Source organism: Halomonas sp. AOP22-C1-8, assembly GCF_052378905.1.
GTDB lineage: Bacteria > Pseudomonadota > Gammaproteobacteria > Pseudomonadales > Halomonadaceae > Vreelandella > Vreelandella citrativorans.
In genome coordinates, this window is record NZ_JBQSYD010000002.1 from 88,619 (window position 1) to 103,197 (window position 14,579).

The window sequence follows — 14,579 nt, forward strand, 5'->3', positions numbered from 1 at the left end:
AGGCTGTTTTGAAGATTAACCGGGTCGATGGCCTGTTAGTCTCACCCAGCCTTCACGAATGACAGGTTCATCCATCATTATGCCTTCTGCTTCGTAGGCCTTAAGCACGTCCTGGGCCTGGTTGGCAAGAATGCCTGACAGCGCAAGAAGCCCCTTCGGCGCGACATGTCCCGCAATCGTTGGCGCTAACTCCACCAGGGGGCCGGCTAAAATATTCGCAGTGACAATCGGGTAAGGGCCGCCTGTTAACTGCTCCGGATAATAGAGCGCGAGATTTTGCTCTGCAATATGATTGCGTTCGGCGTTATCGCGGCTAGCCTGCAGCGCCTGAGGGTCAATATCCGTGCCATCGGCGTGCTGAGCACCCAGCTTAAGCGCGGCAATGGCGAGAATGCCCGAGCCGCAGCCAATATCCAGCACGTTCTTGTCGCCAAGCGTGCCATCAACGGCTAACTGATCAAGCCATTCAAGGCACAGTGCGGTAGTAGGATGAGTGCCGGTGCCGAAGGCTAAGCCTGGGTCAAGAATCAGATTGACCGCGCCTGCTTCAGGCGGTGTATGCCAGCTAGGAACAATCCATAAGCGCTGGCCCATCTGGAGCGGTTTGAAGTCATCCATCCACTCGCGTTCCCAGTCGCGGTCGGCCAGCAGCTCATACTCAATGGTGGGGCAGGATTCATCGGGCATTTGTTGCGCCCAAGCGCTTTCGATGCGGGCCAGCATGCTTTCCACGCCCTCTAGGTCATCGTACAGGCCGGTCAGAATGGTATCCTGCCAAAGCGGCGTGGTGCCGCGTTCTGGCTCAAAGACGGGGTCATCATGGGCATCCTGAAGCCCAATGGCGGTAGCTCCCTCTTCAAGCAGTAGCTCTTCCAGAAGTTCAGCCTGTTCAGGCGCTACGTGGGCTTTGAGTTGCAGCCAAGGCATGGGGAGTCTCCGCGGTAGGCATAATCGATAACGGGGTGGGCTTGGCCACCCCGTTGGGTATTACTCGGCAACACTATGAAATGCTTGCTTGGCACATGGAGCGTTTAGCCGGCAAGTTTCTTTTCTAGATAGTGAATGTTGACACCGCCCTGGCGGAATTGGCTATCGCGCACCAGGTCTTTCTGTAGGTCAATATTGGTTTTGATACCTTCGACCAGCAGCTCATCCAGCGCATTACGCATGCGCGTTAACGCGATCTCACGATCCTCGCCCCAGGTGATCAGCTTGCCAATCAGTGAGTCGTAGTGTGGCGGAACGGTATAGCCTGTATACAGGTGAGAATCCATGCGCACGCCCAAGCCGCCTGGGGCGTGATACAGCGTCACTTTGCCTGGTGATGGCATGAACGTGCGTGAGTCTTCCGCGTTGATCCGACATTCAAACGCGTGGCCGTTAAGCTTAACGTCTTCCTGGCGAATCGACAGTGGTAAGCCTGACGCAATACGCAGCTGTTCTTTGACGATATCCACGCCGGTGACCATTTCCGTTACCGGATGTTCAACCTGAACACGTGTGTTCATCTCGATAAAGAAGAACTTGCCATCTTCGTACAGGAACTCGAACGTACCGGCGCCGCGGTAGTTAATTTCAATACAGGCCTGGCGGCACGCTTCCAGTACGTCGGCACGTGCTTTCGGGTCGAGGCCGGGGGCAGGCGCTTCTTCAAGTACTTTTTGATGGCGGCGTTGCAAAGAGCAGTCGCGGTCATAGAGGTGGATCGCATTGCCCTGACCATCGGCCAGAACTTGTACTTCCACATGGCGCGGTTTCTCAAGGAATTTTTCCATGTAAACCGTGCCATCGCCAAACGCTGCCTGGGCTTCGTTTTGGGTAATGCTAATGGCGGACAGTAACTGGTCTTCTGAATGCACGACCCGCATGCCACGACCACCGCCACCAGCCGCTGCCTTGATAATAACGGGATAGCCTACACGCACGCCAGCCGCCAGGCTTGCGGCTTCATCATCGCCCAAGGGGCCATCAGAGCCAGGTACGGTAGGTACGCCCGCCTTCTTCATGGCTTCAATGGCGCTCACTTTGTCGCCCATTAAGCGAATGGTTTCAGCGCGCGGACCAATAAAGGTAAAGCCGGAGCGCTCAACCTGCTCGGCAAAATTGGCATTTTCAGACAAAAAGCCATAGCCGGGATGAATGGCGCTTGAGTCGGTCACTTCGGCAGCGCTAATCAGCGCGGGAATATTCAAGTACGACTGGGCCGAAGAGGCCGGGCCAATGCACACTGCCTCATCCGCCAAGCGTACGTGCATCAGCTCGCGGTCAGCCTTGGAGTGTACGGCGACGGTTTTGATGCCCAGCTCTTTACATGCCCGTAAAATACGTAGGGCTATCTCGCCGCGGTTCGCGATAAGTACCTTGTCCAGCATGGGAGAGTCCACCCGTGTTGATGTGAAAGATTAAGCGAGGACGATCATGGGTTGATCAAATTCCACCGGCTCACCATCTTCCACCAGGATGGCTTCAACCACGCCGTCGCGATCAGCTTCAATCTGATTCATCATTTTCATCGCTTCAACGATACATACCGTGTCGCCTTGCTTAACGGTGTCGCCTACTTCAACAAACGATTTTGCACCCGGTGCCGGGCTGCGGTAGAAGGTGCCCACCATCGGCGAGTTAACGGCTTCACCGCGGAAGCTTGCGCTGGCAGGCTCCGCATCAACGCTGGGCGCTGTAGGTGCTGCGGGAGCCGGTGCAGGCGCTGCAAAAGGTTGGGAATACTGGGGCATTGGCTGGGGCTGCCAGGTAGCACCGTTAGGATGGCGGCTGATGCGTACTGACTCTTCGCCCTCCTGAATTTCAATTTCGCTAATGTTGGATTCTTCGAGCAGTTCGATCAGTTTTTTTACTTTGCGAATATCCATATTGGGCCCCGTAGATAGATGAAGGTTGCTGCCTAACACGCTAGTGATAACGCTTAAGTATCGCAATATTTAGCGCGCAGTAAACCAAGTTAAGAAAAGAAGAGAACGCAGCATGATGGCGAACGTTACCCCTCTAACAGCTTAAAAATCGAGCATTTAACTAATGTGGAGGCGGAGTTTGCCGAAAAAAGCGGAACATGTCCAGCGCTAGTCCAGTGCAGATCCGAGGCATAAAACGCGGTATGCCTTGATGGCTATCTTTACCGTTTAGCGAAGAGCATGCTGTTATCGGTACTCAACAATTGCCCCCAGGGTACAAATAAAGTTCAGGCTTTTAGCTTAATAGCCACTGTTTTAAGGATGAAAGATGCTCTGCAAGCGCGTTGGCGGTGACCTCCCCTTGGATCCGCGCTGGGCGTATTTCTGCACCTTGATCAAAGAACAGCAGGCTGGGCGGCCCAAAAAGCTGGTACTGGTTAAGTAGCTGCCTACTTTCAGGGGTCGTATCGGTGACATCGACGGCAATTAGCGTGAAGCCTTCCAGCGCCTCAATAACACGTGGGTCTGGATAAACTTCACGCTCCATCACTTTGCATGAAATACACCAGTCAGCGGTGAAGTGGACAAAGGCGGGTTGATGGGCACTGTCTGCCTGAGCAAGAGCTGAGCGTAGTTCATCCAGGCTATCCACGGTTACAAAATCAAGCGCCGTTTCTTGAGTGGCTGTAGCACTATGGGAAAAGCGCAGCGGTTGAAGCGGGTTATTATTGCCCTGAGCTGCGCCCAAAACGAGGGCAACCCCCCAGGCAAGCAGCATCAACCCCAGCGTTTGTCGCGCACGCGACCAACCTAACGGTGGGTTCAGACGTAACGCGCCCAGCGCCAGCGCGCTGCCTATCGCCAGTGCTGCCCAGAGCAAGAGTCCTACAGGCCCGGCTACAAGACGCTCGATCATCCAAATGGCCACACCCAGCAGCAATAAACCAAAGCCGGTCTTAACGCCGTTCATCCAGGCGCCTGTTCGCGGCAGTAGGGTAACGCCCAGCGTGCCGACCAGTAGCAGCGGTAACCCCATGCCAAGGCCCAGCGCAAAAAGAACCGCGCCCCCAATAGCAGCGTCGCCGGTAGAGGAAATAAAGACCAACGCACCGGCAAGCGGCGCGGTAACGCAGGGCGATACCACCAGTACCGAAAGCGCGCCTGCCAAGGCGAGCCCTCCCGGGCCACTGCGTTGCGCCCGAGCTTGCCACGCCTCGATGCGGTGGGTCATGCGTGACGAGAAACGTAACTCGAAGGCGCCAAACATGGCGAGCGCAAACAGCGTGAAAAGTAACCCAAACGCTATTAATACAGGCGCCGACTGAAGGCGGGCCTGCAAGTTTAGGCCTGCCCCAAAGAGTCCCATTAAGACACCGACAACGGCGTAGGTCGTCGCCATGCCCAACACATAGCTTGCCGAAAGAACAAACGCACGCGGTTTAGTTGGATTTTGACCAACGATGATCGAGGAAAGAATGGGAATCATGGGTAAAACGCAGGGCGTAAATGTTAAACCCAGCCCGGCAATAAAGAAAAGACCCAAGGCCAGCGGCAGGCTTGCCTCGCTTAGTAAGGCGCTAAAGCGGCTGTCGGCACTTTGCGGTGTGTTCAGCGCTTGACGAGAAGTGTTGAGGTTTTCCGGCTCAGCGCTGCTCGCCGCTTGGGCAGGCGCGGCAACGCCAGTTGATGGGTGGCTGTTTTCGGCTAACCATTGGGTATATTGAGCAGGCGGCTGTGACTCAGCGGCCTGTAGCGGTACCTGTTCAGGTGGGTAGCAAAGCCCGGCATCGGCGCAGCCTTGAAAGGTAAGCTCAATGTCGATGGGGCCTGAATAAACGTGTTCAAGCGGTGTCTCAAACACCAGTATGTCGCGAAAGGTGTAGACATCGCCCATAAATTCGTCATTGGTAAAGGTGCCTTCGGGTAGAGCAGGGCTACCCAGTGCCACAGAAGGCGTTTGGCTTTTAACGTCAAACTGATGTCGGTAAAGGTAATAGTCTTCAGCACTTTGAATGCCGATATAAAGTGTTTCGCCATCGTGCCAAGCGGTAGGCTGAAATGCCTCCATTACGGGCAGAAACTGATCGTTGCTGCTGGATGAAAACCATTGTGCGTGGGCGAATAATGGTAGCCAGCAGAGTAGCCAGAATAAACCTAATCGTTTGACGGATAACACGATACATCCTTAACGGCGATATGGCTGAAAAGCACCCGCATTAACATGGCGCATAATATGGAACGAGCGCTTGTAGCACTTGTGAAAGATCCACGCGCAGTGATAAAAAATGGCTAGTGGGTGTAATAAGAAGGCCGCCTATTGGCGGCCTTCTTAATAGAGACAAAACAGCGCGTTTAGTTCACTTACGCCTTTTGGTAAGCGGCCGCTGATTTTTCAATAGCTTTACGCGCTGCTTCAACGCCTTCCCAGGACTCAACTTTTACCCACTTGCCTTTTTCAAGGTCTTTGTAGTTTTCAAAGAAGTGGGCGATTTGCTGACGCAGAAGCTCGGGTAGGTCGGTAACTTCCTGTACGTCATCATAAAGCGTGCTGAGTTTGGGGTGCGGTACGCATACCAGCTTGGCATCTTCACCTGCTTCATCGGTCATGTTCAGGATGCCGATGGGGCGCGCACGAATAATGCTGCCAGGCGCTACCGGGTGCGGTGTTACTACTAAGGCGTCGAGTGCATCGCCATCATCAGCCAGCGTATGGGGGATAAAGCCGTAGTTGGCGGGGTAGAACATTGGGGTCGCCATAAAACGATCAACCAATAGTGCGCCCATATCCTTATCAATTTCGTATTTGATAGGCGAGTGGTTCGCAGGAATCTCGATCGCCACGTAAATATCGTTCGGCAAATCCTTTCCGGCTGGGATGTTATCGAAGTTCATCGTTGAGTCCTTAGAAGTTCTTGGGTGTTGCAGTGGCTAAGCAATTGATGCGTTGCACGAATAGTCGGGAATTATACGAAGATGGCTGGGCGATTGCCAATGCAACATGGGCGCAGCGCCGACGCTATCGCTTAATGGTAGCGGTAATTTGCTTTTATCGCAGTGGTCGCGACGTTTGGTGGGCATCGCAGTAAAGCCGTTGCGTGTATTATAGCGACCATGAAGTTCTGTCATGAAATTCTATCATGAAATTCTGTCATGAAGTTATGTTGAGCGGTTCGCCAAGGAGGATGAGTGGGGCATGCCCAGTTGCTGATCAGTTATGGTCAAGCGTTTGTTGCGCCTGACCGACGTTTGCATCGCAGCTCCATGTCGGTGCGTTTCCCTGATGCACCGCTATTAAAGGTCAAAGGGGGCTGCGCCGTTATCAGCGACTCTGTGTCGCGCAATGCGCTGGCCAAACAGGCGGGTGATTTAAGTGTGCGTGGCTTTCTAGCGGATTACTTTTCTACGCCAGACCATTGGGATACTAAAACGTCAGCAACACGCGTGCTACGTGCGCTCAATAGCTGGTGTTACAGCCAAAGCCAGCATGTAAAAGAGGGTGGCTTTGTTTCCTCAATGTCGGTGGTTGTCTTTCGTAAGTGCGAAGCGCACCTGTTTCATATGGGGGACACGCTGGTATTTCGCTTACGGGGCGCTGAGTTTGAACAGCTAACGCGAGACCATGTGACCGATATTGGCGGCTACCACTATCCGTCCCGGGCGCTGGGAATGGATGGCAGTGTGGACATCGACTATACCCATCTGGGCCTTAAACAGGGCGATATTTTTCTGTTCACCACGCGTGGCGTGCGCGGTACGCTGTTGCCTTCCGACTATGTACGCTTGATTCGCCAGGATGCTAGTGACCTGGATGCAGCTTGCGAACGCCTGGCCAGTGAAGCCAAGCAGCGCGCCCAAGAGCGAGGCTACGGTGGGGATCAATTTTGCTTTCAGTTGGTGCGTATTGATGAGTTACCGGAAGAGTCGCCGGACGACCCAGGGCTGATTTACGGTGATTTGCCGATTCCGCCTGAACTTGCGCCAGGCGAGCGGCTTGATGGGTTGGAAGTGATAGAAGTGCTGTCGCGTAATGCGCAGTCTCGTGTCTATCGGGTAAGAGACGTGCATACCGAGCGTGAAATGGCAATGAAGGCGCCAAGCCCTGAGCTATCGCTCCGTAATGCCTATCTGGAGCATTTCCTGCTTCAGCAGTGGATCGTTGAGCGGGTTAATTCGCCTTTTATCGCTAAGGTCGTAAAGCCCTCAAGACCACGCCGCTATCTTTACTACTTGATGCAGCATGTTGAAGGGGACACGTTGCGCCAGTGGGCCGAGCGGCATCCTCAGGCCAGCCTTATCCAGCGCTTGGATATCGCAAACCAGCTGGGTAAGGCCGTGCAGGCGCTGCACCACCGCGACATTATTCATCAGCAGATTACGCCGGATAATATTTTAATTGATAGCCACGGTAAGCTGGTGCTCAACGATTTTAGCGCGTGCCATATGCGTGAGGTGGACGGTCACCGGCATTCAGGTGAGTTGTTGCGCCAAATTGGTTTTAACGAACACACCGCGCCTGAGTATGCATTGGAAGATAGCATTGGCCGCCGCAGCGATCAGTACTCCCTCGCTTCAACCGTCTACTGGCTGTTAACCGGAGAGCTACCTTACCAACTTACCCCGAACAAGTTGCGCAGCCATACGGATTTAGAAGAACTTAGCTATCGCAGCTCGCGAACTCATAATCCGGAAATTACCCAAGAGCTGGATGATGCCTTACGGCGTGCATTGGACCCACAGCGTGCGCTGCGCTTTAGGCGTCAGTCAGAGTTTCTACATGCACTGCGAGTTCCGCTAGGCCGTTTACCTGTTCAAGAGGACTCTCGCCAGGAGCCACGTCGTCATTTCTGGCAAGGCGTCGCCGGAGTGTTGCTGCTGTTATTGGTACTTTCGTGGCTATTAAGGTGATGTGCTAGCTAAAAAAACGGGCGATGAGATAATCATCGCCCGTTTTGGTTACCGCCGTTGGCAACCCCGAAAGGGGTGGCACCTTATAGCGTAAACGTGGGGAGTTTTTGGTCCACTTTGGCAAGTTGCAGCTTAGCCACTTTGGGCAAGCCGTTCTCAAAGGGCGGGAAGTCTTCGCCTTGAATCAACGGTGAGAGGTAATCACGGCATGCCTGGGTAATCGCAAAGCCGCTTTCACTGATAAAATCACGCGGCATGAACTTTTCCTGGTTGGCAATCTGGGCCAACGGCGCGGAAATGACATCCCACTGATAGGGTGATTGAGAAATACGGCGAATCGCGGGCATCATCGAGTTCTTACCTGCCAGCGCGAGCGTCACGGCTTCACGGCCAACCGCATAGGCTTGTTCAACGTCTGTTTTCGAGGCCAGGTGGCGAGCTGCACGCTGTAAGTAGTCAGCGACGGCCCAGTGATACTTGTAGCCCAGGTCTTGCTTGATCATGCCGGCAAGCGTAGGCGCAACACCACCCAACTGGCGATGACCAAAGGCATCGGTATTGCCTGCATCGGCCAGGAAGGTGCCGTCTTCATAACGTGCGCCTTCTGATACCACGATGACGCAGTAGCCGTTCTGTTTCACGCTTTCCTCAACCCGCGCCATGACGGCTTTACGGTTGAAGGCGATCTCGGGGAAAATAATCAAGTGAGGCGGTTCACCTTCGCCTTCACCGGCTAATCCGCCCGCCGCTGCAATCCAGCCAGCATGGCGTCCCATCACTTCAAGCACGAAGACTTTGGTAGATGTTGCGCACATGGAGGCGATATCGAGAGAGGTTTCACGAGTAGAGGTGGCAATATATTTGGCAACGCTACCAAAACCCGGGCTGTTATCGGTAATCGGCAGGTCGTTATCCACGGTTTTAGGCACGTGAATAGCGGTTAGCGGGTAGCCCAGCTTTTCTGAAAGTTGAGAGATCTTCAGGCAAGTGTCGGCACTGTCGCCACCACCGTTATAGAAGAAGTAGCGAATATTATGTGCCTTAAATACCTCAATTAACCGCTCGTACTGAGTGCGATGGGTATCTATATCTTTTAGCTTATAGCGGCAAGAACCGAATGCACCGCCGGGCGTATAGCGTAATGCGGCAATCGCTTCGTCGCTTTCCTGAGTAACATCAATGAGGTCTTCGGTTAATGCGCCAATAATGCCGTTATGGCCCGCGTATACCTTGCCAATTTGTTCGGGAGCTTGTCGGCATGCTTCGATAACGCCGCAGGCGCTGGCGTTAATAACGGCGGTAACGCCGCCTGACTGGGCGTAAAAGGCATTATACTGAGCCATTGAAACGTCTCATCTTTTGAAAAGCGAAAAAATAAAGCACACAGAAAGCGTTGAACGCCTTCATCAACAGTGCATGTAAAGTGGCGAAGTTTAGCGTAAAGCCCACGTCACTGCATCCAGCCAACGGGTTATTCACCGTCGTCCATGTCCTGCTCTCGTTGGGCCAGGCGCCATCCACCCAGGTCTTTATAACGGTTAACCATGGCGCAGAATAACTCCGCCGTGCGTTCGGTATCGTAGCGTGCTGAGTGTGCTGCTTTATTGTCAAATTCGATACCGGCCGCACGGCAGGCTCGGGCCAGTACGGTTTGGCCGTAAACAAGGCCTGCCAGTGTCGCGGTGTCAAAACTTGAGAAAGGGTGGAACGGGTTGCGTTTAACGTTGCAACGATTAGCGGCAGCGTTAAGAAAACCCTGATCAAACGCAGCATTATGGCCGACTAAAATGGCGCGCGAACATCCGTGGGCTTTTATAGATTTGCGTATAGGGCGGAAAATTTCACCCAGCGCTTCTGTTTCGCTGAGCGCTACCTGGCGGCGTAGCGGGTCATCCAGATTAATACCGGTAAAGTCCAGCGCTGACTGTTCAACATTGGCCCCTTCAAAGGGTTGAATGTGATAAGCGTAGGTCGCATCAGGCAGCAGATTTCCTTCCGGGTCCATGGTGAGCGTGACGGCTGCAATTTCAAGCACGGCATCACTTTGGGCATTGAAGCCACCCGTTTCTAAATCAATGACAACCGGCAGATAACTGCGAAAACGTTGGGCCATTAATTCGCGGGCAATTGCCTCGCTCATGCAGCTCTCCTTAAGTACAGCGAGTAATCGTCAAAAATGGGCGGTAGGCCGCCTCCTGGATGGTGTGATTCTAGCAGCTTTCTGTATAAGGCGTCGCTGACGGTATTCGCTAGCCATAGAGAACGCTATACTTGGCGTTTACTTTGATATGTTGTGCGCTTAAAGGCGCCGTATTCGCTGGTGAGCGTAGTTTCATACACGTGGTTTTTATAAACGGTTTTATAAACAAGGAGCAAAGAATGTCCGATGTCAAAAAGGTTGTGCTGGCATATTCAGGCGGCCTGGACACCTCTGTAATCGTTAAGTGGTTGCAAGAAACTTACAACTGCGAGGTAGTGACCTTTACTGCCGACATCGGTCAAGGCGAAGAAGTCGAGCCGGCTCGCGCGAAGGCACAGGCACTAGGTGTTAAAGAAATTTACATTGAAGATTTGCGCGAAGAGTTTGTACGCGACTATGTCTTCCCAATGTTCCGTGCCAATACCGTTTATGAAGGCGAGTATTTGCTGGGCACCTCAATTGCACGCCCGCTAATCGCCAAGCGGTTGATCGAAATCGCCAATGAAACCGGCGCCGATGCTATCTCTCACGGTGCAACCGGTAAAGGTAACGACCAGGTGCGCTTTGAGCTGGGCGGTTACGCACTGAAACCTGGCGTTAAAGTGATTGCGCCGTGGCGCGAGTGGGATCTGACGTCTCGTGAAAAGCTGATGGCTTACTGCGAAGAGCACAATATCCCGGTCGACTTCTCCAGCAAGAAGAAGAAATCGCCGTACTCCATGGACGCCAACCTGTTGCATATCTCGTACGAAGGCGGCATTTTGGAAGATCCGTGGGCCGAAGCTGAGGACGATATGTGGCGTTGGAGCGTATCGCCTGAAGCCGCCCCGGATCAGCCTACGTATGTTGAGTTGACGTTCGAGAAAGGCGATATCGTTGCCATCGACGGCGAAGCGCACAAGCCTCACGAAGTGCTTGAGAAACTCAATAAAGTAGGTGGCGATAACGGCATTGGCCGTCTGGATATTGTTGAGAACCGCTACGTGGGCATGAAGTCGCGTGGCTGCTACGAAACACCTGGCGGCACCATCATGCTGCGTGCCCACCGTGCCATTGAATCGCTGACGCTTGATCGTGAAGAAGCCCACCTCAAAGATCAGCTAATGCCGAAATACGCAGAAGTGATCTACAACGGCTACTGGTGGAGTCCTGAGCGCCGCATGCTGCAAGCCGCTATCGATGAGACGCAGAAAAACGTCTCGGGCGTTGTGCGCCTGAAGCTCTATAAAGGTAACGCCACCGTAGTAGGACGTAAGTCCGAGCAGTCATTATTCGACGAGTCCATCGCAACGTTTGAAGATGACGCCGGTGCTTACAACCAGAAAGACGCGGAAGGTTTTATCAAGCTGAATGCATTACGCTTACGGATCGCCGCTGGCAAAGGTCGTCAGCAGAGCTAATTCCGATCAAAAGCGGCAGGTTTTCCTGCCGCTTTTTTTCTAACGCCAGGAGCCAGTATGTTTAAAAAGCTCTTTTCAGGACTGTTGGGTGGCGAAAGTAAGTCGGCCACTAAGGCGGTCACCAATGCCTCGGAACCGGTGGAATACAAAGGCTATTCGATCGTTTCTCAGCCCGATCAACAAAGCGGTCAATACCGCGTCAGCGGTTGGATTAGCAAGGCTGACAGCAATGGTGAGCCGCGTGAACTTCGCTTTGAGCGTTCCGATATGCTCCCTGGCCGCGATGCCTGCGACGCCATGATGGTGACCAAGGCACAGCGTTTTATTGATGAAGTGGGCGATGAAATGTTTAAGCCCGACCCTCGTCATGTGGGCAGTGAGCCAACAATGACGGATAACCAGCAAACGCCAAGCGCCTAAGGTGCAGGATTGCCTTTGTTAGGTTCTGCTTCTGGTAGTGTCAACACAAAGCAGGCGCCCTTGAGCACTTGGGCATCCTCTACCCAAAGCCTGCCACCCAAGTGAACAGCAATTGCACGGCTGATAGGCAAGCCTAAACCACTGCCTTTAGGGCGACCACCGGTGGACGTATCACCCGGCTGTAGCTGGTGGAATTTCTCGAATACATGTTCACGTGCGCTTGGCTCAATGCCTGCGCCATTATCTTCGACGCATAAATAAATATGTTGATTCTGTTTATACAAGCGCAGCAAGACGTGTGGATCTGCCGGGTCGGCAAATTTGCTCGCGTTATCCAGCAAATTGATAATAATTTGTTCCAGCCGGTCCGGGTCGCCAATAACGTTGGCGGGTCGTTCTAAAATAGTGACCTCAAGGTGGACATTACGTTGCTCTTGTAGTCGCGCAATTGCTTCAAGGCTATGGTCGGTAAGCGCTGCTAGATCCAGCGTTTTTGCATCAAACGTCATACGGCCACTCTCAAGGCGGGCAAGATCCAGAATTTCATCGATCAGCCGTGAAAGGCGCTGGCTCTCAAGTACCATGACGTGCAAAAAGTGCTGTCGCTTTTCCTCGGGGACGGCCTGAGAACCTGACAGGATTTCTGCAAACGCGCGAATGGAGGTGAGCGGGGTGCGCAGCTCATGACTCACCATCGCTACAAACTCATCCTTTAAACGATCCAATTCACGGAGTCGATCATTGGCGCTTTGTAAGTCCTTGCCGATTCGCGTCAGCTCATCCGATTTTTGTTTTAAACGACGGTTGTACTCCAGCGTTTGCGTGGTGATGTCCAGCATGCTGAGCAATGACTCAATATCGAGTGCTTCACCGCGAACCACCGAGTTGATCAATACGCGCGCTGACGCATTACCCAGTGAGCCTGCCAAGGCCTGTTCTGCGCGCATGATAAGTTCATCAGCGGCAGGCTGGTCTTTTTGCAATGTGCTAAGGGTTTGGGTGTGCGTTGAAAAAACCTGCTGCGCCGCTTTAAGCCCTAAGTAGCGCACCAATAGCTCATGCAGAGCACCTTGCGTTGTTTGGCCACGTTGAAGCGAAGTGGTGGGCAGGTTGGGGTGCAGCGCCTCGGTAAACAGGGCGGCCTGGGTTTGTTCAAGCGGGGTGGAGCGCGTAAACAGTGAAATACTCACTAACAGACCTGCGTTGACAAACATGCTCCAGAGAAGGGAGTGCGTATAAATGTCCCATTCTTCCAACCCAAAAAGCGCATAGGGCGTCAGCCAGCTAATACCCCAAGGGCCTTCGGTGAGTAGTGCGCTATCCAGCCATCCGGACTGAGCAAACCCAGGCAGGAGCAGGGTGTAGCTCCACATGAAGAATCCACCGATTAGGCCATACACTGCCCCAAGCCGGGTGGCGCCACGCCAATAAAGGCCAATTAGCAGGGCCGGTGCGAACTGTGCCGCGCCGACGAAAGATACCAGGCCGATGGTGACTAAACTGTAGGAGTCGCCGATGAGCGCGTGGTAGAGATAGCCGAGTAGCAAGATAAGTACGATGGCGACCCGGCGTATTCTTAAAAGCCACCGGGCAAGCCCGCCTTTACTGTCTGTATGCAGCGCCTTAAAACGTAGCAAGAGCGGCATGATCAGTTGGTTGCTGACCATAGTGGAGAGCGCAATGGTTTCAACAATAACCATGCCCGTTGCCGCAGAAAGCCCGCCAATAAAGACCAGAAGGGGAAGCCCTTCAAGCCCCGCGGAAAGCGGCAGGGTCAGCACAAAGCTGTCTGGGTCTCCCGCGTCGAGTAGTAAACCGGCCAGTGCAATAGGGATCACAAATAGGTTGATCAGGAGTAAATACAGGGGGAATAGCCAACTGGCCCTGGCAAGATGGCGCTCATCGATATTTTCAACCACCAGCACCTGGAACTGACGTGGCAGGGTTAGGAACGCCAGAAAGGCAAGGACCAACATGCCTACCCAGCCGGTTGCTCCACCTGGAACGCTTTCCAGGTGCATTAATTGGCTTAAAGCAGGCGTTTGGGCGACCTGAGTAAACAGCGAACCTGGCCCCTCAAACAGGATAAAGACAACAAAAAGCCCCACCGCTAGAAAAGCCACCAGTTTGACAATAGACTCCAGCGCAATAGCCGCTACCATGCCTTCATGACGCTCGCTGGCATCCAGATGGCGTGTGCCGAATAAAATAATAAAAACGGCCAGTACCAAAGCAACCCACAAGGAGCGGTCCATCCAGAAACGCTCATTATAGAGAATCGACTCAGCGCTTTGTGGGTAGCTAATGAGTACCGCATGGCTCACCGTAATGGCCTTTAGCTGTAGGGCTATATACGGCGTAATGGTAATTAGCGATATGAGCGCCACTAGCGCGCCAAGACTGGCACTTTTGCCATAGCGGGCACTAATAAAGTCAGCAATGGAGGTGAGCCGTTGGCGTGCGGCAATGCGCACCATTTTGCGGATGATAAAAGGCGATAGCATCATCGCAAGCGTTGGCCCTAAATAGATAAGTAAAAAACTTGGGCCAAACTGCGCCGCGCGCCCGACACTGCCGTAGAACGTCCATGCCGTACAGTAAACGGCAATGGAAAGCGCATACACCGTTGGTGAGTTAATAATCGAACGGCCTTGCACCGCCCGGCGGTCGCCCCAGGCCGCTACTAGAAAAAGCAGGCCTAAATAGCCGAACACCGCACTTAGTATCAGCGCATCCGTTCGCATG

11 protein-coding genes are annotated in these 14,579 nt (G+C 53.4%); 3 read left to right on the forward strand and 8 right to left on the reverse strand.

Annotated features, from left to right (window positions below; genetic code table 11):
* Window positions 1–15 precede the first annotated feature (15 nt).
* From prmA to ppa, 5 genes are all read right to left on the reverse strand, one after another.
* Window positions 16–927, reverse strand: coding sequence for a 50S ribosomal protein L11 methyltransferase (gene prmA / locus ACT3TY_RS01590; protein WP_441679200.1), 912 nt, complete (start codon window positions 925–927; stop codon window positions 16–18).
* Between the two features lie 104 nt (window positions 928–1,031).
* Window positions 1,032–2,372: an acetyl-CoA carboxylase biotin carboxylase subunit gene (accC, locus tag ACT3TY_RS01595; protein WP_193054359.1), complete on the reverse strand. Its 1,341-nt coding sequence runs from the start codon at window positions 2,370–2,372 to the stop codon at window positions 1,032–1,034.
* Between the two features lie 30 nt (window positions 2,373–2,402).
* A complete protein-coding gene (gene accB / locus ACT3TY_RS01600) occupies window positions 2,403–2,870 on the reverse strand; it encodes an acetyl-CoA carboxylase biotin carboxyl carrier protein (protein ID WP_172116519.1) in 468 nt (155 codons plus the stop codon).
* Between the two features lie 334 nt (window positions 2,871–3,204).
* The gene (gene dsbD / locus ACT3TY_RS01605; RefSeq protein WP_444627171.1) at window positions 3,205–5,085 is read right to left on the reverse strand and encodes a protein-disulfide reductase DsbD; all 1,881 of its coding nucleotides are present in this window, start codon (window positions 5,083–5,085) and stop codon (window positions 3,205–3,207) included.
* Between the two features lie 185 nt (window positions 5,086–5,270).
* The gene (gene ppa / locus ACT3TY_RS01610; protein ID WP_087105558.1) at window positions 5,271–5,801 is read right to left on the reverse strand and encodes an inorganic diphosphatase; all 531 of its coding nucleotides are present in this window, start codon (window positions 5,799–5,801) and stop codon (window positions 5,271–5,273) included.
* A gap of 294 nt (window positions 5,802–6,095) precedes the next feature.
* Here ppa and ACT3TY_RS01615 point away from each other — a divergent pair, with 294 nt between their 5' ends.
* Window positions 6,096–7,814 (forward strand): protein kinase domain-containing protein, encoded by a 1,719-nt coding sequence (locus ACT3TY_RS01615; protein ID WP_444627172.1) that lies wholly within the window; start codon window positions 6,096–6,098, stop codon window positions 7,812–7,814.
* Window positions 7,815–7,897: 83 nt separating this feature from the next.
* Here the strand turns inward: ACT3TY_RS01615 and ACT3TY_RS01620 are convergent, their stop codons facing one another.
* Both ACT3TY_RS01620 and rnt read right to left on the reverse strand, forming a co-directional pair.
* Window positions 7,898–9,157, reverse strand: a complete 1,260-nt coding sequence (locus tag ACT3TY_RS01620) for a 6-phosphofructokinase (RefSeq protein ID WP_444627173.1) — start codon at window positions 9,155–9,157, stop codon at window positions 7,898–7,900.
* Between the two features lie 128 nt (window positions 9,158–9,285).
* A complete protein-coding gene (rnt, locus tag ACT3TY_RS01625) occupies window positions 9,286–9,954 on the reverse strand; it encodes a ribonuclease T (RefSeq protein WP_087105554.1) in 669 nt (222 codons plus the stop codon).
* Window positions 9,955–10,193: 239 nt separating this feature from the next.
* Between rnt and ACT3TY_RS01630 the strand changes: the two genes are divergently transcribed.
* Both ACT3TY_RS01630 and ACT3TY_RS01635 read left to right on the forward strand, forming a co-directional pair.
* On the forward strand, window positions 10,194–11,414 hold the full coding sequence (locus ACT3TY_RS01630) for an argininosuccinate synthase (RefSeq protein ID WP_444627174.1): 1,221 nt from the start codon (window positions 10,194–10,196) through the stop codon (window positions 11,412–11,414).
* A 57-nt stretch (window positions 11,415–11,471) separates the two neighbouring features.
* Window positions 11,472–11,834: an HlyU family transcriptional regulator gene (locus ACT3TY_RS01635; RefSeq protein ID WP_444627175.1), complete on the forward strand. Its 363-nt coding sequence runs from the start codon at window positions 11,472–11,474 to the stop codon at window positions 11,832–11,834.
* Here the strand turns inward: ACT3TY_RS01635 and ACT3TY_RS01640 are convergent.
* The gene (locus tag ACT3TY_RS01640) at window positions 11,831–14,578 is read right to left on the reverse strand and encodes an ATP-binding protein (RefSeq protein ID WP_444627176.1); all 2,748 of its coding nucleotides are present in this window, start codon (window positions 14,576–14,578) and stop codon (window positions 11,831–11,833) included. The genes ACT3TY_RS01635 and ACT3TY_RS01640 overlap by 4 nt on opposite strands.
* Window position 14,579: the final 1 nt, after the last annotated feature.